The sequence below is a fragment of the Curtobacterium sp. NPDC089185 genome (assembly GCF_040685235.1).
GTDB lineage: Bacteria > Actinomycetota > Actinomycetes > Actinomycetales > Microbacteriaceae > Curtobacterium > Curtobacterium citri.
Map to the genome: position 1 here is coordinate 1 of NZ_JBFBHK010000021.1, position 16,121 is coordinate 16,121.

16 protein-coding genes are annotated in these 16,121 nt (G+C 73.5%); 7 read left to right on the top strand and 9 right to left on the bottom strand.

From position 1 onward, the window contains the following. Positions 1-122: 122 nt before the first annotated feature. The 6 genes from AB0N84_RS14885 to AB0N84_RS14910 all read right to left on the bottom strand — a co-directional run bounded on the left by AB0N84_RS14885 (position 123) and on the right by AB0N84_RS14910 (position 6,641). Positions 123-1,169 (bottom strand): NAD(P)-dependent alcohol dehydrogenase, encoded by a 1,047-nt coding sequence (locus AB0N84_RS14885; protein WP_363547709.1) that lies wholly within the window; start codon positions 1,167-1,169, stop codon positions 123-125. Further along, positions 1,166-2,476, bottom strand: a complete 1,311-nt coding sequence (locus AB0N84_RS14890; protein WP_363547712.1) for an ROK family transcriptional regulator — start codon at positions 2,474-2,476, stop codon at positions 1,166-1,168. The genes AB0N84_RS14885 and AB0N84_RS14890 overlap by 4 nt, the downstream gene beginning before the upstream one ends. Before the next feature lie 127 nt (positions 2,477-2,603). Then, entirely contained in the window at positions 2,604-3,638 is a 1,035-nt protein-coding gene (locus AB0N84_RS14895) for a sugar phosphate isomerase/epimerase family protein (RefSeq protein WP_363547715.1), read from the bottom strand. 17 nt (positions 3,639-3,655) lie between these two features. Continuing rightward, positions 3,656-4,753, bottom strand: a complete 1,098-nt coding sequence (locus tag AB0N84_RS14900) for a Gfo/Idh/MocA family oxidoreductase (RefSeq protein ID WP_363547718.1) — start codon at positions 4,751-4,753, stop codon at positions 3,656-3,658. After that, entirely contained in the window at positions 4,738-5,448 is a 711-nt protein-coding gene (locus AB0N84_RS14905; protein ID WP_069711732.1) for a ThuA domain-containing protein, read from the bottom strand. The genes AB0N84_RS14900 and AB0N84_RS14905 overlap by 16 nt, the downstream gene beginning before the upstream one ends. Then, positions 5,445-6,641, bottom strand: coding sequence for a Gfo/Idh/MocA family oxidoreductase (locus tag AB0N84_RS14910; protein WP_363547720.1), 1,197 nt, complete (start codon positions 6,639-6,641; stop codon positions 5,445-5,447). Before AB0N84_RS14910 ends, AB0N84_RS14905 begins: the two co-directional genes overlap by 4 nt. 97 nt (positions 6,642-6,738) lie before the next feature. Between AB0N84_RS14910 and xylA the strand changes: the two genes are divergently transcribed. The 5 genes from xylA to AB0N84_RS14935 all read left to right on the top strand — a co-directional run bounded on the left by xylA (position 6,739) and on the right by AB0N84_RS14935 (position 12,898). Then, a complete protein-coding gene (gene xylA, locus AB0N84_RS14915) occupies positions 6,739-7,932 on the top strand; it encodes a xylose isomerase (RefSeq protein ID WP_363547723.1) in 1,194 nt (397 codons plus the stop codon). Then, positions 7,925-9,412: an FGGY family carbohydrate kinase gene (locus tag AB0N84_RS14920; RefSeq protein WP_363547726.1), complete on the top strand. Its 1,488-nt coding sequence runs from the start codon at positions 7,925-7,927 to the stop codon at positions 9,410-9,412. The genes xylA and AB0N84_RS14920 overlap by 8 nt, the downstream gene beginning before the upstream one ends. A 126-nt stretch (positions 9,413-9,538) precedes the next feature. Next, complete coding sequence (locus AB0N84_RS14925; protein ID WP_363547728.1) at positions 9,539-10,525, top strand: acetylxylan esterase; 987 nt, start codon at positions 9,539-9,541, stop codon at positions 10,523-10,525. A 65-nt stretch (positions 10,526-10,590) separates the two neighbouring features. After that, on the top strand, positions 10,591-11,823 hold the full coding sequence (locus AB0N84_RS14930) for an AAA family ATPase (RefSeq protein ID WP_363547731.1): 1,233 nt from the start codon (positions 10,591-10,593) through the stop codon (positions 11,821-11,823). Between the two features lie 79 nt (positions 11,824-11,902). Next, a complete protein-coding gene (locus AB0N84_RS14935) occupies positions 11,903-12,898 on the top strand; it encodes a helix-turn-helix domain-containing protein (RefSeq protein ID WP_363547734.1) in 996 nt (331 codons plus the stop codon). Here AB0N84_RS14935 and AB0N84_RS14940 read toward each other — a convergent pair. Further along, entirely contained in the window at positions 12,859-13,428 is a 570-nt protein-coding gene (locus tag AB0N84_RS14940) for a TetR family transcriptional regulator (RefSeq protein WP_363547737.1), read from the bottom strand. The genes AB0N84_RS14935 and AB0N84_RS14940 overlap by 40 nt on opposite strands. A gap of 118 nt (positions 13,429-13,546) precedes the next feature. After that, positions 13,547-13,717 carry a hypothetical protein gene (locus AB0N84_RS14945; protein WP_182045492.1) on the bottom strand — a complete coding sequence of 57 codons (171 nt, stop codon included), beginning with the start codon at positions 13,715-13,717 and terminating at the stop codon, positions 13,547-13,549. A gap of 214 nt (positions 13,718-13,931) precedes the next feature. Here AB0N84_RS14945 and AB0N84_RS14950 point away from each other — a divergent pair, with 214 nt between their 5' ends. Further along, positions 13,932-14,396, top strand: a complete 465-nt coding sequence (locus AB0N84_RS14950) for a hypothetical protein (protein WP_363547740.1) — start codon at positions 13,932-13,934, stop codon at positions 14,394-14,396. A gap of 40 nt (positions 14,397-14,436) precedes the next feature. Next, complete coding sequence (locus AB0N84_RS14955; protein ID WP_363547742.1) at positions 14,437-14,841, top strand: hypothetical protein; 405 nt, start codon at positions 14,437-14,439, stop codon at positions 14,839-14,841. A gap of 9 nt (positions 14,842-14,850) precedes the next feature. On the opposite strand, the gene AB0N84_RS14960 is transcribed toward AB0N84_RS14955, so the two are convergent. Continuing rightward, positions 14,851-16,023, bottom strand: a complete 1,173-nt coding sequence (locus tag AB0N84_RS14960) for a GAF domain-containing SpoIIE family protein phosphatase (protein ID WP_363547745.1) — start codon at positions 16,021-16,023, stop codon at positions 14,851-14,853. Positions 16,024-16,121 lie beyond the last annotated feature (98 nt).

A 16,121-nucleotide genomic window follows, 5' to 3' on the forward strand; every position in this document is an offset into this window, starting at 1 on the left:
TGCCCCGTCCCCCCCGGCGTTCGGGGGGGGCCGGCCCTCCGCGGGCCCCCCCCCCCCCCCCCCCTGGGGGGGGGGGGGGGGGGCCGGCCCCCCCCCCGCCTCCCGTCCGTTGCTCGGTCACGTCACTCGGTCGCGGGCACGCCGTTCGGGTACACGACCGACTTCAGCGATGCCGGGTCGGTGTCGCTCTCCAGGGCCTCGCGGACCTCGTCGAGCCCGAAGCGCCCGGTGACGAGCGCGTCGAGGTCGACCTGGCCCGAGGCGACCAGCCCGATCGCCACCGGCCAGGTGTTCGTGTACCGGAAGATGCCGGTGACGGTCACCTCGAGGTTCTGGATGTGCTCGACGGGCAGGACCATCTCGGAGTTGCCGAGACCGACGAGCACGGCCGCGCCGGCCGGTCCCACGGCCTTGATGCCGTCGGACACCGCTCGGGGCGCGCCACTGGCGTCGATGAACGCGTCGACGGGCACGATGTCCGACGTGACGTCCACCGCGACCGGGTCCACGACCTCGGTGGCGCCGAAGGACAGCGCACGCTCACGACGCTCGGGAACGAGGTCGCTCACGACGACGCGGGTCGCGCCGAAGGCCCGGGCGACCTGCGCGCAGATCACGCCGATCGGACCGGCGCCGGCGACGAGGACGCTCGACCCGGGGACGATCCCGGCCTTGCGGGCGGCCGCGATGCCGACGGACAGCGGTTCGAGCAGTGCACCGGCCTCGAAGGACACGCTGTCCGGCAGGGTGTGCGCGAACTCGGCCTCGATGGTGACGTACTCGGCGAAGGCGCCGTCGACCGGTGGGGTCGCGTAGAAGCGCATGTGCGGGCAGAGGTTGTACCGGCCGACCAGGCACTGCGCGCAGCGGTGGCAGGGGCGCTGCGGTTCGACGGCGACGCGCTCGCCGACGCGGGACGGGTCGACGCCCTCGCCGACGGCGGCGATCGTGCCGGACAGCTCGTGGCCGAGGACGAGCGGCTCCTCGACGACGAAGTCGCCGATGCGGCCGTGGCGGTAGTAGTGGACGTCGGAGCCGCAGACGCCGACGGCGGCGACACGGACGAGCACGTCGCCGGGTGCGACCCCGGGGACGGCGCGGTCCTCGATCGTCAGGTCCTCGGTGCCGAGCAGGACGCTCGCGCGCTGGGTGTCGGGGGTGGTGCTCATGCGGATCTCGCTTCCTCGACCGCGTCGTCGCGGTCGGCTGTGGTCTCGTTGGTGTCGGTGGTGGTGGTCACGGAGGCTCCCGCGCTGGTGGGCTCGCCCACGCTCGCGGGCACGCCCGTGCTCGCGGGCACGCCCGTGCTGCGGAGGGTGCCGTCGCGGAGGAGGTCGGCGAACCCGAGCTCGGCCGCGCCCCGCACGAGGACGTCGCGCCCGAGGGCGGCGGGCACGATGCGGAGCCGGTCGGTCATCGCCGCCATGGTCTGGGCCCGGACGTCGTCCTCCACGCGGTCGCCGACGTGCCCGAGCAGGACGGCGAGGAACCCGCCGAGCACGACGACCTCGGGGTCGACCGTGTGGATGGCGTTCCGGATCGCGGTGGCGAGCGCCGCGACCTGGCGGTCGACGACCCGTTCGACGGTGTCCCGCCCGTCGGCGAGCGCCGTCGCGAGCGCGTCGAGGTCGTCCGGTGCGGTGCCGGTCACGGCGGTCAGGGCACCGCGCGAGGCCTCGGTCTCGAGGCACCCGACCGCACCGCAGTGGCAGCGGATGCCGTTCGCGGCGACGAAGGTGTGCCCGAGCTCGCCCGCGTACCCGTCGGCACCGCTGAACGGTCGGCCGGCGCTCACGATCCCGCCGCCGATGCCGCTCGCGCCGCCGTTGAGGTACACGAGGTCGTCGACACCGCGCGCGCTGCCGTACAGCCGCTCGGCCCAGGCGCCGAGGTTCGCGTCGTTCGCCGCGCGGACCGGCAGCCCGAGGCGCTCGGCGAGCGGCCCGGCGAAGGGCTCGTCGCGCCACCCGAGGTGCGGGGCGTCGCGGACGACCCCGTCCTCGACCCGGACGATGCCCGGGACGGCGACGCCGACCCCGACGACCCGGAGCGACGGTGCCCGGTCGGTGAGCGTCCGCAGCACGCGGGCGACGGCGTCGACGGCGTCCGCCGCTCCGGGCACGGTGGTCTGCGGTTCGACGAGGCGGTCCCGGACGGTGCCGTCGAGCGCGACGAGGGCGACCCCGACGGCGTCGATCTCCACCGTCACCGCCGCGGCCACGACGTCCGGTGCCGCTCGGACGATCGCGCTCGGGCGGCCGACGCCGGCCGGGCGCTCGGAGCCGGAGCCACCCGCTGTCGGCAGCTCCTCGTGCACGAGGCCCTGCTCGACGAGCTCCCCGACCAGTGCGAGCACCGTCGACCGGTTGAGCCCCGTCCGACGGGTGAGCTCGGCGCGGCTGACGGGTCCGCCCTCGTGCACGATGCGGAGGACGCGCGCGGCGTTGCCGGGCGTGGTCGTGGCCGTCCGGGCCATGGGTCCTCCTGGGTTGTGCGGGGTGAGGGGCGGGGCGAGCCTCGGCTCTGCGGACAGTTTCGCGGGCGCGAAGCCGCGAAACTGTCCGCCGGGCCGAGCCTCGTGCGGGCAGGCAGCCCGGCGCCGACTAGCGCGACCGCGAGAACGCGGCGTCGAACGACGCGTCGGGCGGGGCGATCGTCCCGAGTCGCCGCACGAACGCGAGCGCCTCGGGGCCGCCGACGAGCCGGTCCATGCCCGCGTCCTCCCACTCGACACTGGTCGGCCCCGCGTAGCCGATGTGGTTGAGCACGCGGAACACCCGCTCCCACGGCACGTCCCCGTGGCCGGCGGTGACGAAGTCCCACCCGCGCCGGGGGTCGCCCCACGGCAGGTGCGACCCGAGCCGTCCGTTCCGGCCGTCGAGCTGCTTGACCGACTCCTTGCAGTGCACGTGGTAAACCCGGTCGGCGAAGTCGAGCAGGAACGCGGCGGGGTCGAGGTCCTGCCAGACGAAGTGCGACGGGTCGAAGTTGAACCCGAACGCCGGTCGGTCCCGGAACACCTCGAGCGCCCGCTTCGCGGTCCAGTAGTCGTACGCGATCTCGGACGGGTGCACCTCGAGCGCGAAGCGGACGCCGACCTCCTCGAACACGTCGAGGATCGGCGACCAGCGGTCGTGGAAGTCCTGGTACCCGGCCTCGATCATCGACGGCGGCACCGGCGGGAACCCGGCGACGGTCTTCCAGATCGACGAGCCCGAGAACCCGGTGACGGTGTCGACGCCGAGCGCGGCCGCCGCGCGTGCGGTCCACTGCAGCTCCTCGGCCGCGCGCTGCCGCACGCCCTCGGGATCGCCGTCGCCCCACACGTGCGGCGCGAGGATGTCCTCGTGCCGCTGGTCGATCGGGTCGTCGCACACGGCCTGCCCGGTCAGGTGGTTCGCGATCGTCCAGACCTGCAGCCCGTTGCGCTCGAGGATCGCCCTGCGGTCCGCCACGTACTCGGGATCCGTCGCGGCACGGCGGACGTCGAGGTGGTCACCCCAGCAGGCGATCTCCAGGCCGTCGTAGCCCCACTCGCCGGCCAGACGTGCGACCTCCTCGAAGGGCAGGTCGGCCCACTGCCCGGTGAACAGCGTCACCGGCCGGGAGGCACCGCTCGGCTCCGACGTGCTGCTCACTGGTCCCTGCTCCTCGTTCACCACGTGCCCGGCTCCGCTCCGGCTGGCACCGTCTCCGGACGGTCGACGCGCGACCGCACCTCGACCACAGTGTGCTCGCGGGCCGCGGTGGAGACCGCCTCCATGGTCTCGAGCACGTGGAACGCGAGGTCGCCGGACGCCCGGTGCGGGCGGTCCGTCGCGATCGCGTGCGCCATGTCGGCGAGACCGTACCCACGTCCGGCGTCGGCGTACCCGGCGCTCGTCGGCAGGTCGGACCACTCGCGCGTGGCGGCGTCGGCGATCGACACGGTGTCCGAGAACCGGTTCGGGTCGGGCACGCCGAGGGTCCCCGCGGTGCCGTACACCTCGAACAGCGGCGCCCGGGTCGCCCAGACCTCGAACGAGACGGTGACCGTCGAGACGACACCGTTCGCGTGCTCGAGGACCGCGACGACGTGCGTGTCGATGTCGACCCGGAGCGGGGTGCCCGCGGCCGGACCGGTGGCGATGGTGCGCTCGCGGTCGGACCGGGTCGAGGCCCCGCTCACGCGGACGACCGGGCCGAAGAACGACACGAGGCTCGTCAGGTAGTACGGCCCCATGTCGAGCAGCGGACCGCCGCCGGGCTGGTAGTAGAACCCCGGTGCCGGGTGCCAGAGCTCGTGGCCGGGCGCCGACCAGGACACCGCCGCCCCGACGGGCGTGCCGATCGCGCCGCTGTCGAGCGCCTGGCGGGCGGTCTGGATGCCGGTGCCGAGCACGGTGTCCGGCGCGCTGCCGACCCGCAGGCCCGAGCGGCGAGCGAGGTCGAGCACGGGCTGCGCCTCGGCCGTCGACATCGCCAGCGGCTTCTCGCCGTAGACGTGCTTGCCGGCCTCGAGCGCCCGGGTGGCGATCTCGGCGTGCGCGGCGGGGATCGTCAGGTTGAGCACGACGTCGACGTCGTCGGCCGCGATGAGCTCGTCGACCGAGGAGCCGCGCACGCCCTGGGCCTCGCCCACCGCCTGCGCCCGCGCCACGTCGATGTCCGCCACGGCGGTGAGCTCGAGCCCGGGCAGGGCCGGGAAGTGCTCGAAGTACTGCTGGCTGATGACGCCGACCCCGACGACACCGACCTTCAACGGGCTGCCCACAGGAGTCCCCTCTCGATGATCGTGCGGAGCGGCTGCGACTCGACGACCTCGAGCCGGTGCCCGGGTGCCGAGACGAACACGCGTCCCTCGCCCCACTGCCGGGTCCAGATCGCCGGCGCCGTGACCGGACGGTTCCAGGCGTCGAAGTCCCGGGCCTCCTGCGTCGTGGTCGCCAGCACGTCGTTGTACTCGTCGGAGAGCACCCAGTACTGCTCGGTCACGAGGTCGAAGTCCTCGATGCCCTGCGTGATCGGGTGCTCGTGCCCGGCCTCGGTGACGTGCACCGTGTACGGGATGTAGTTGTCGGACTGCTCGCCGGTGCGCTCCGAGGGGTGCTTGCCCGCGTGGTGCGCGAACTGGCCGCCGATCATGTGCAGGTAGTCGGCGGTGTTCCGGAAGGCGTCCGCGATGCCGCCGTGCCACCCGGCGAGCCCGGCGCCACCGAGGACCGCCTTCTGGAGTCCGGCGAACTCGTCGTCCGCGATGGTCGACATCGTCACGACCTGCACGATCAGGTCGACCTCGGCCATCACGGACTCGTCGGCGTACACCGCCGTCGAGTCCGACACGCGGACGTCGAAGCCGTTGTCCCGCAGGAACGGGACGAACAGGTCGGTGGTCTCGACGGGCATGTGTCCGTCCCACCCGCCGCGGACGACCAGTGCCCGGCGCTGCGGGGTCTCGGCGGCGCTCATCGGATCGCCGTCCAGGCGCTGCCGTCGACCGCGCTGCGCTCGACCGCGTCGAGGACCTGCTGCACGTGCAGGCCCTCCTCGAAGGACGGGGACGGGTCCTCGCCGGCGATGATCGCCTGCACGAAGTCCTTCACCTCGTGACTGAAGGTGTGCTCGTACCCGATGAGGTGCCCGGTCGGCCACCACGCCGCCATGTACGGGTGCTCGGGCTCGGTGACGAGGATCCGCCGGAAGCCCTGCTCCCCCGCGGGTGCCGACGCCTCGTACAGCCGCAGTTCGTTCATGGACTCGAGGTCGAACTGGATCGCGCCCTCGGAGCCGCTGATCTCGAGGGTCAGGCCGTTCTTCCGGCCGGTCGCGTACCGCGTCGCCTCGAAGGTGCCGATCGCACCGTCCGCGGCGCCACCGGCCAGACGACCGAGGAAGAACGCCGCGTCGTCGACGGTGACCTGCCCGCGCTCCTCGGACGCCGTGCCGGAGAGTCCGACGCCCTCGGCCATCAGCGGGCGCTCGTGCACGAAGGTCTCGAGCGTGCCGGACACGGTGGACAGCTGTGCGCCGGTGACGTGCTCGACGAGGTCGATCGCGTGCGCACCGATGTCGCCGAGCGAGCCGGAGCCGGCGAGCGCCTTGTCGAGGCGCCACGTCATCGGGCCCTCCGGGTCGGCCAACCAGTCCTGCAGGTAGAGCGCGCGGACCTGGCGGACGGTCCCGAGCCTCCCGGCCTGCACCAGCTGGCGGGCCAGCGCGATCGCGGGGACCCGGCGGTAGCTGAAGCCGACCATCGACCGGACGCCGTCCGCCCGGGCCGCCGCGGCGGCCTCGGTCATCGCCTCGGCCTCGGCGACGGAGTTGGCGAGCGGCTTCTCGCAGAGCACGTGCTTGCCGGCGCGGAGCGCGGCGATCGCGACCTCGACGTGCGACGAGCCGGGCGAGCAGATGTCGACCACGTCGATGTCCGGGTCGGTGACCGCTGCCCGCCAGTCGGTCGAGGCGGTCTGCCAGCCGTACTGGCGACGCGCTGCCTCCGTCCGCTCCGGGTCGCGCCCGACTACCACCGCCATCTCGGTCTCGACCCCGAGGTCGAAGAACCTCGGGGCGGTGCGCCACCCCTGCGAGTGGGCGGCCCCCATGAAGCCGTGTCCCACCATCGCCACACGCAGTCGTCCCTGCGCAGGTCGGTCCGATGCCATTCGTTCGCTCCTTTGCGATCACGTCTTGCCAGAGTCAACACTACCGCTTATGTTGGGCGCGGCAACATTTTGTTTCGACGACGAACGGTGATCCACCATGGCAACGACGCCCGCCCGCGACGACAAGTTCTCCTTCGGTCTCTGGACCATCGGCTACAACGGCTCCGACCCGTTCGGCGGCCCGACCCGTCCCGCGCTGGACGTGGTCGAGGCGGTCGAGAAGCTCGACGAGCTCGGTGCCTACGGCCTGACCTTCCACGACGACGACCTGTTCGCGTTCGGCTCGACCGACGCCGAGCGCCAGGCGCAGATCGACCGCCTGAAGGGCGCGCTCGACTCGACCGGGATCATCGTGCCGATGGTCACGACGAACCTGTTCTCGGCGCCGGTCTTCAAGGACGGCGGCTTCACCTCGAACGACCGCGACGTCCGCCGCTTCGCGCTCCGCAAGGTGCTCCGCAACGTCGACCTCGCCGCCGAGCTCGGCGCGAAGACGTTCGTCATGTGGGGTGGCCGCGAGGGTTCGGAGTACGACTCCGCCAAGGACGTGCAGGCCGCCCTCGAGCGCTACCGCGAGGCCGTCAACCTGCTCGCCCAGTACGTCACCGACAAGGGCTACGACATCCGCTTCGCCATCGAGCCGAAGCCGAACGAGCCCCGCGGGGACATCCTCCTGCCGACCCTCGGCCACGCGATCGCCTTCACCGAGACGCTCGAGCGCCCGGAGCTGTTCGGCATCAACCCCGAGGTCGGCCACGAGCAGATGGCGGGCCTGAACTTCACCGCCGGCATCGCCCAGGCGCTCTACCAGGGCAAGCTCTTCCACATCGACCTCAACGGGCAGCGCGGCATCAAGTACGACCAGGACCTCGTCTTCGGTCACGGCGACCTGCAGAACGCGTTCTCGCTCGTCGACCTGCTCGAGCACGGCGCCCCGCAGGGCGGCCAGGCGTACGACGGCCCCCGCCACTTCGACTACAAGCCGAGCCGCACCGAGGACATCACCGGCGTCTGGGACTCGGCGCAGGCGAACATGCGCATGTACCTGCTCCTCAAGGAGCGCGCGCAGGCGTTCCGCGCCGACCCCGAGGTGCAGGAGGCCCTGTCCGCCGCGAAGGTCGACGAGCTGAGCACCCCGACGCTGAACAGCGGCGAGTCGTACGACGACCTCCTCGCCGACCACTCGGCCTACGAGGACTTCGACGCCGACGCGTACTTCGGCGGCAAGGGCTTCGGCTTCGTGCGCCTGCAGCAGCTCGCGATCGAGCACCTCATGGGCGCTCGTGGCTGACGTCGTCGAGCGTCGGCTCGTCGCAGGGGTCGACTCGTCGACCCAGTCCTGCAAGGTCACCATCCGCGATGCGGCGACCGGCGCGGTCGTCCGGGAGGGTCGTGCGACCCACCCGGACGGCACGTCCGTCGACCCCCGCCACTGGTGGGACGCGCTGGGGTCCGCGATCGCGGACGCCGGCGGGTTCGACGACGTCGCCGCCGTCGCGATCGCCGGGCAGCAGCACGGCATGGTCGCGCTCGACGCCGACGGCCGCGTGGTCCGCGACGCCCTGCTCTGGAACGACGTGCGCAGTGCGGACGCGGCCGCGCAGATGGTCGAGGAGCTCGGCCGGGAGGCGTGGGTCGCCCGGACGGGTCTGGTCCCGGTGGCCTCGTTCACCGGCACCAAGCTGCGGTGGCTCCGCGACGCGGAAGCCGACAACGCGGCGCGCGTCGCCGCCGTCGCGCTCCCCCACGACTGGCTGTCGTGGCGGCTGCGCGGGTACGGCCCGGCGGACGAGAGCCCGCTCGGTCCGGACCTCGACGCCCTCGCGACCGACGGCTCGGACGCCAGCGGCACCGGCTACTGGGACCCGGTGCGCCGGGAGTACGACGCGGAGCTGTTCGAGCAGGCGCTCGGACGGGCCTCGCGGGTCGCCGGCGTCGGCACGCCGGACGCCGACCTGGTCGTGGTCCCGCGGGTCGTGGCTCCCGACGAGGCGATGGGCACGCTGGCGTCCGACGTCGAGCTGCCGGGCGGCGCCGTCGCCCGCGCCGGGCTCGTCGTCGGCCCGGGGCTCGGCGACAACGCCGGGGCAGCGCTCGGACTCGGGCTCGGCCCGGGTGACGTCGCGGTGTCCCTCGGTACGAGCGGCACGGTCTTCGGGGTCACCGACACCGAGGTGACGGACCCGAGCGGGACCGTGGCGGGCTTCGCCGACGGGACCGGGTCGCGCCTCCCGATCGTCACCACGCTCAACGCAGCCCGGGTGCTCGAGGTGATCGGCGGCCTCCTCGCCGTCGACCACGGCGAGCTCGGCGAGCTGGCGCTGCAGGCGCCGGCGGGGTCGGACGGACTCGTCCTGGTGCCGTACTTCGTCGGCGAGCGCACGCCGAACCGGCCGGACGCGACCGCCTCGCTGCTCGGCATGACCCCGCAGACGACCGACCGGGCGCACCTCGCCCGTGCCGCCGTCGAGGGCATGCTGTGCGCGCTCGCGGACGGGCTCGCCGCGGTCGAGGACACCGGCGTGACGGTGGACCGACTGCTGCTCATCGGTGGGGCCGCGCGGAACGAGGCCGTCCGGGCCGTCGCCGCGCAGGTGTTCGGTCGCGACGTGTCGATCCCCGAGCCCGGCGAGTACGTCGCCGCGGGGGCCGCACGCCAGGCCGCGTGGGTGCTCGGCGGGACCCTGCCGTCGTGGGAGGTCGCAGCGACCGTCGTGCCCGCGGACCCGCACCCCGAGGTGCTCGAGCAGTACCGCGCCGCCGCGCGCTGACACAGCGGGAACCACCCGCGCCCCCGCGTACCTGATGGAATCGGGCGTACCTGGACGGAACAACCGACCAGGTACGCCCGATCCGTCTCGGTACGCCCGGAACGACCACACCAGCGAGGACTCCCCATGCCGCTCACCGACCTGCCCCTCGACCAGCTCCGCACCTACCGGCCCGAGGTGCGTCACCCCGACGACTTCGACGCGTTCTGGGCGCAGACCGTCGCCGACGCACGGACGGCGGGCGCCGGCACCGACGCGGTCCTGACGCCCGCCGAGACCCCGGTCACCGCCCTCGACGTGCAGGACCTGACGTTCCCGGGCTTCGCCGGCGACCCCGTCCGCGCCTGGGTGTCGCGGCCGGCCGGCGCGACGGGCAACCTGCCCGCCGTGGTCGAGTTCCTCGGCTACAACGGCGGACGCTCCCGCCCGGGCGAGCGCGTCGCGTGGGCCCTCGCCGGGTACGTGCACGTCGTCATGGACACCCGCGGGCAGGGCAGCGGCTGGGGCGGCGGTGACACCCCCGACCCGCACGGCTCCGGGCCGCACGTCGCCGGCTGGATGACGAGCGGCATCGACTCCCCCGCCGACCACCACTACCGCCGCGTGTTCACCGACGCCGTCCGACTGGTCGAGGCCGTCCGCGACCTGCCGGGCGTCGACGCCGAGCGCATCGCCCTGACCGGCGGGAGCCAGGGCGGCGGCATCGCGATCGCCGCGGCGGCCCTCGTCGAGGCGCACGTCGGCCCCCTGGTCGCCGTGCTGCCCGACGTGGCGTTCCTCTGCGACTGGGAGCACGGCGCGGACGTCGCCGTCAGCGACCCGTACCAGGAGCTGGTGCGCTACCTCGCCGTCCACCGCGACGCCGCGGACACGGTGTGGGACACGGCCGCGTACTTCGACGGGGTCAACCACGCCGCGCGGATCACCGCCCCGTCGCTGTTCTCGGTCGCGCTCATGGACGACGTGGTCCCGCCCCGGACGACGTTCGCGGCGTACAACGCCCTCGGCTCGACCGACAAGCACATCGAGGTGTACCCGTACAACGGCCACGAGGGCGGCGGGTACCGGCACTGGGAGCGACAGGCAGCGTTCCTGGCCGAGCGCCTGCGCTGACGATCGGCGCGACCCGGTGTTGTTAAGTTTATCAGCGCGCTGTGCTCGGTGATAAACTTAACAACATGCGCTCACCCGTGACGAACCCCTTCCAGCCGGGCTCGGACATCGTCCCGGACGTGTGGGCCGGCCGGGTCGAGCAGCTCAGTGACTGGCGAGACGTCGTCCGGCCGAGGCGACACGCGGGGCTGTACGAGACCGGTCGCACCATCCTGGGTGAACCCGGAACGGGCAAGTCGAGCCTCGTCCGGCGGATCGCGCGCCTCGCCACGGAGGCCGGGGACTGGGTGACGCCGCAGCTGCGGATGCCCGCCGGCGCCGACCCGATCCGCCTCGTCGCATCGGCGATCCTGCGACTCGCCGACACAGCGGGGCTGCGCAGCTCGGCCCGGCAGGGTGTACTCGACCTCCTGGCGCGAGTCGAACAGCTCGCGGTCAGCGGCTTCTCCGTCACGCTCCGCGGACACGACGGACCGGAACCGTTCACCAGCCTCTTCGAACTCCTCGTCGAGATCGGGCAGGCGGCCGTCGAGCAGGACGCCGTCGTGCTCGTGCACATCGACGAGGTCCAGAACATCTCCGACGAAGCGGCGCTCTCCCAGTTGCTCATCGCCCTCGGCGATGCGCTCGCGCACCAGGTCGACGTCGTCGCACCCGGCGGCGTCGTCGTCGAACGGTACCTGCCGATCGCGGTCTACCTCACCGGCCTGCCCGACTTCGAGGACATGGCCGGGGCACGCAAGGGCGCCACCTTCGCCCGCCGCTTCCGGACGGTCACCCTGGCCGCGATCGACGAGGACGACCTCGCGCAGGCACTGCAGCCGTTCGTGATCGACGGGTGGGAGACACCGTCCACGACCGGCGCTGCCGAAGCCGTGCGCATGACCCCGGACGCCGTCCGCGCGCTGATCGCCCTCTGCTGCGGCGAGCCCTTCCTCTTCCAACTCGCCGGACAGCGGGCGTGGAACGCGGGCTCGTCGTCCGTGATCACCGAGGACGACGTCCGACGCGGCTGGCAGGGCGCCGAGGGCGAGGCATCAGCGCACGTCGAGCGCATCCTCAACCGCCTCCCCAGCCGCGAACGGGAGTTCGTCGAGGCGATGGCGGCGCTCCCGCTCCCCTCGCGCACCCTGACCGCCATCGCCGAACAGATGGGCCTGCCCTCGGCGACCCAGGTCGGCCCCTTCTCGCAGCGCTTGGACACCGTGCGCGGCATCATCGTGCGCGGCAAGCCGTACACGTTCCGGAACCGCGCGGTCGAGGCCTACCTGTCGACGGACTGGCCGCACGTCGGCTGACCCCGGATCGGGTCGCGAAGCGCCGCGACGCGCACTGCGCAGCCGCTTCCCCGGACCGAGGGCGCAGACTGTTCGGCGCATGCGCACAGACGACCGGACGACGACCGCCACCCAGCACCACGGCACCGCGGTCGACGATGCCGTCGAACTCTTCGAGGACGTCTACAGCAGCCACGACATCAACATCGGCGAAGCGGTCACCGACGGGTTCTCCTACCGGTACCGCGCGGTGGGCGACGACCGGGTGACGACCGCGACCTCGGCGGTCGCCGCGCACCGGTGGGGCACGATCAACCCCGGTCGCCAGTACGTCCTCGCCTGGGCGACCGGCCCGGGCATGGTGCTCGACGTCGACCGGCGCGAACCGATCGAGATGCTGCCGAACGTCCCGGTGATGTACCCGGCCGGACGGCCCTTCTCGTTCGACGCCGCACCGGCGGTCCAGCACGTCATCCGGTTCGACGGCCCCTGGCTCGAGTCGATCGGTGCCGCGGTCCGCGCCGACCTCCCCGGGCCCCTCGAACTCCGCCCGACGGCCGACGCGGAGGCCCTGGCGCCGCTGCGTCGCACGATCGCCGGCGCGGCGACGACGCTGTGGGACCCGTCGGTGGACGCCGGGACCCGTGCGGCGGACCACCGCCGGATCGCCGAGGCCGTCCTCCAGGCGTTCGACGCGACGCCGCGGTCCGGCATCGCGACCGCCGCTCGCGGCTCGGTCCGGGTGGCGCAGGAGTGGATCGCCGCGAACGCGCACCGGCCGTTGACCACCTCGGACGTGTGCCGTGCGACGGGGCTCAGCGCCCGCGGGCTGCAGGCCGCGTTCCACCGTGCGGGTGCGGCGAGCCCCATGCAGTTCCTCCGCGACGTGCGACTGCACCGGGTGCGGGCGGTGCTCCTGGCGGCCGACCCCGGGTCGACGACGGTCGCCGAGGTCGCGCAGACCTGGGGCTTCGCCCACCTGGGCCGCTTCGCGGGCACCTACGCCGCCGCGTTCGGCGAGCGCCCCTCCGCCACGCTGCAGCGGCGCGGTCCGGCTCAGCCGAGCAGCGCGCCGACGGCGTCGATCACGACCTGACGGCGTCGCGGCGCGGTGACCGCCGCGACGGATGCGGCCGCCTCGGGGGAGAGTCCGCTCCAGAACACCGCCGTGTGCACGACGAGTCCGAACAGCACCGCGGGCCGGAAGCGGCGCGGGAGCACGTCGGCCCGCTGGGCCCGCTCGACCTCGTCGACGGCGTCGGCGTACTGCTGCGCCAGGGTCTCGAGGGCGACGTCCGGTCGCTCGAGGCGGTGCCAGGTCGCGAGCCGCTGCACCCACGGGCGCTCGACCGTGACGTCGTGCAGGCGCCCGGCCCACTCCGCCAGGGCCGAAGTGTCGAGCGGAGCCGCGTCGAGCACGCCCGTGAGCTCGTGCACGAGCAGGGCGTCGAACAGGCCGTCCTTCCCGCCGAAGTAGTGGAAGACCTGCGCCTTGTTGCTGCCCGCGACGGCGGCGAGCCGCTCGATGCGCGCCCCGGCCAGCCCGTGGGCGGAGAACTCGTCGCGCGCGGCGGCGAGGAGGGTCGCGCGCATCGCGTCGGCAGCGGGGGGCGTGAAGCGGGCCATGCCGACACGGTACCGATCCGCGGGGCGGGACCGGTGACGACGCGGCGAACAGCGTGACGGACGGGAGGCCCGTGGCGGCGTCGCCACGGGCCTCCCGTCCGTCAGGCGGCCGGCCGGGTCACTCCGCCGGGTCGTCTTCCTCCGGGTTGAAGTGCGAGTCGTCGCCGGTGAAGCCGGCGGCGACGCCCTCGGGGTGGGCCGGGATCGTGCCGTCCTCGCCCAGGCCGTCGGGCTTCTCGGTGCCCTCGGGGTCGTTGGTGGTGTCGCGGGTGCCGTCGGCGTCCGACATGGTGTGCTCCTTCACGGTCTGTGAGGGGTCACGGTACTCACGTGACCGGAGCGTCCGGTGGACACGTCGCCCGGGCGGGACGACCGGCGCCGCGCGCTCCGTGTGCGATCTCGAATGTGCGCAGATCGGCGGTCGGGTGTCCGTCGGACCGGATCCGGCGCTCTACTGGGCGCAGGACGTCGGAACCACCGACCGACGAGCTCGAGAGGCCCCCGTGGACTGGCAGTACGACGGCATCCCCCTGCACCCGCTCCTCGTGCACCTGACCACGGTGTCGGTGCCGGTCGCGGCACTGAGCGCGATCGTGGTGGCAGCCTGGCCCGCCGCCCGACGCTGGCTCGCGGTCGGTGCACCGCTCATCGGCCTCGTCGCGCTCGTCTCCGTGCCGCTCGCGACCTCGTCCGGCGAGTGGTTGGAGCACCGGGAGCGGGAGACCGCCCTGCTCGAGCGGCACACGCACCTCGCGGACGGCCTCCTGCCGTGGTCGATCGCGGTGTTCGTACTGCTGACGCTGTGGTGGGGCTGGAACCGGTTCGCCGTGCCGCGGGTGACGAGCAGCGGCATCGTGCGCGCGGTCGCGGTCGTCGGGCCGGTCCTGCTCGTCGCGGCGGGCATCGGCTCCCTGATCGAGGTCGTCGTGATCGGCCACGCCGGCGCCGTCTCGGTCTGGAAGGGCTGAGCAGCCGCACGACCACCTGCTCCACGGCACACTGGTGACCATGCGGCAGGACGACGACGATGACGACCTCTTCCCGCTCGGACGTCCTGACCGCCACACGCACCCGGTCCGGGCCACTGCGGGTCGGAAGGACCTCGCAGTCACGCTGACGTTGTTCGGGCTGAGCCTGCCGATGCTCGTCGTCGGTTGGTTCGGCGTCCTGATCTCGATGTTCGCGTTCGACGCCTGCGGCGGCGGAGGGTGCGACTACACCGCCGGATCGGTCGCCTACATCGGCTTCCCGATCGCCGCCGTCGTCAGCACGGTGCTCTGGGCGTGGGTCGCGGGACGTCGTCGGCGTCGCCGTCGTCGCGCGTGGTCGTGCGGAGCAGGGGCGGTCCTCACCGTCCTCGCCCTGTTCGCCCTCGCGGTGACCGTCGTCCACTTCGCAGCGCAGCCGAGCTGAGCGTCCGGGTCAGGCTCCGGGCGCCGGCTCGCGGACCAGGACGACCACGGTCACGTCGTCCTCGGCCCGCTCCGCGGCGCGCAGGCGAACGGTCTCGAGGAACGCGTGCACGTCCCGGGCCCGGCCGAGGGTGCGCGCCAGGTCGAGCAGCGTGTCGACCGTGCCGTCGCCGAGGTCGAGCGCGCCGTCGCTGGCGACGACGAGCGCGTCGCCGTGGGCGAGCGTCACCGCGCTCGCCGTGCGGGGCGTCCCCTCGTGGTGCAGGCCGACCGGCAGGCCGTGCGAGCGCAGGATCCGCGGGGCGCCCTCGGCCGCGACGTGGACCGCGAGCCCGTGTCCGGCGTCCACCAGCTCCACGACGCCGCTCGCGGGGTGCAGCCGCGCGTGGAACAGCGTCGCGAACGCGTTCGCCCGTGCCAGGTCCTCGGCGACGGCGGGCTCCGCCGCCGCCAGGGCCGCGACCGGTCCGAGCGAACGGTGCTGCCGGAGCGCGGCGCGGATCCCCGCCGCGAGCAGCGCGGCGGGCTGTTCCTTGCCCATCACGTCGGCGAGCGTCAGGACCAGGTCGCCGTCGACGACCGACCAGTCGTGCAGGTCGCCGCTGAGGTCACCGTACGGCACGGTCAGTCCGACGACCCGGTACCCGTCGAGCGTGAGTGCGTCCGGGGCGAGGGCTCCGGCGACCTCGAGCAGCCGGTCGTGGTGCAGCCCCTGCCCGAGCGCCCGCTCCGCCCACCGCCCGAGGTCGATGAGCGCCGCGGTGTCCTGGGCGGAGAACTCGCGCGGGGCCGTGTCCATCAGGCAGAGCGTCCCGACGGGTTCCCCGCCGGCGATGGTCAGCGGGACGCCGGCGTAGAACCGGATGCCGCGGTTCGTCACGCCCGGCAGGTCCGCGGTCCGGGGGTCGGCGGCGGTGTCCAGGATGACGGTCGGTCCGGTGTCCCGGATCGTGAGCTGGCAGAACGACCAGCCGATCGGGCCCGAGGCGAGCTCGTCGGGGACGTTCGGGGTGAGGGTGTGCAGCAGGTCCGCGTCGAGGACGTTGATGTACGACAGCGGAACGTCGAAGACCTCGCGGGCGACGCGGACGATGCGCTCGAAGCGCTCCGCGGGCGGGGCGTCGACGACGTCCAGCGCGGCCACGAGTGCACCCCGCACGCGTGCCCGGTCCTCCGTGCTCATCCGTCCTGCCCTCCCTGATCCGTCGGGACCGCCGCTGCGTGGTGGCGCAGCGGGACGCGGCCCGACGTGGACGCGTCACACGCTACCGGTCGGCGGCC

Bases quoted from the DNA above. Each gene is read 5' to 3' on its own strand.
- AB0N84_RS14910 (WP_363547720.1), bottom strand. From the start codon at position 6,641: ATGGCATCGGACCGACCTGCGCAGGGACGACTGCGTGTGGCGATGGTG.
- AB0N84_RS14885 (WP_363547709.1), bottom strand. From the start codon at position 1,169: ATGAGCACCACCCCCGACACCCAGCGCGCGAGCGTCCTGCTCGGCACC.
- xylA (WP_363547723.1), top strand. From the start codon at position 6,739: ATGGCAACGACGCCCGCCCGCGACGACAAGTTCTCCTTCGGTCTCTGG.
- AB0N84_RS14935 (WP_363547734.1), top strand. From the start codon at position 11,903: ATGCGCACAGACGACCGGACGACGACCGCCACCCAGCACCACGGCACC.
- AB0N84_RS14945 (WP_182045492.1), bottom strand. From the start codon at position 13,717: ATGTCGGACGCCGACGGCACCCGCGACACCACCAACGACCCCGAGGGC.
- AB0N84_RS14960 (WP_363547745.1), bottom strand. From the start codon at position 16,023: ATGAGCACGGAGGACCGGGCACGCGTGCGGGGTGCACTCGTGGCCGCG.
- AB0N84_RS14925 (WP_363547728.1), top strand. From the start codon at position 9,539: ATGCCGCTCACCGACCTGCCCCTCGACCAGCTCCGCACCTACCGGCCC.
- AB0N84_RS14955 (WP_363547742.1), top strand. From the start codon at position 14,437: ATGCGGCAGGACGACGACGATGACGACCTCTTCCCGCTCGGACGTCCT.
- AB0N84_RS14890 (WP_363547712.1), bottom strand. From the start codon at position 2,476: ATGGCCCGGACGGCCACGACCACGCCCGGCAACGCCGCGCGCGTCCTC.
- AB0N84_RS14940 (WP_363547737.1), bottom strand. From the start codon at position 13,428: ATGGCCCGCTTCACGCCCCCCGCTGCCGACGCGATGCGCGCGACCCTC.
- AB0N84_RS14930 (WP_363547731.1), top strand. From the start codon at position 10,591: ATGCGCTCACCCGTGACGAACCCCTTCCAGCCGGGCTCGGACATCGTC.
- AB0N84_RS14905 (WP_069711732.1), bottom strand. From the start codon at position 5,448: ATGAGCGCCGCCGAGACCCCGCAGCGCCGGGCACTGGTCGTCCGCGGC.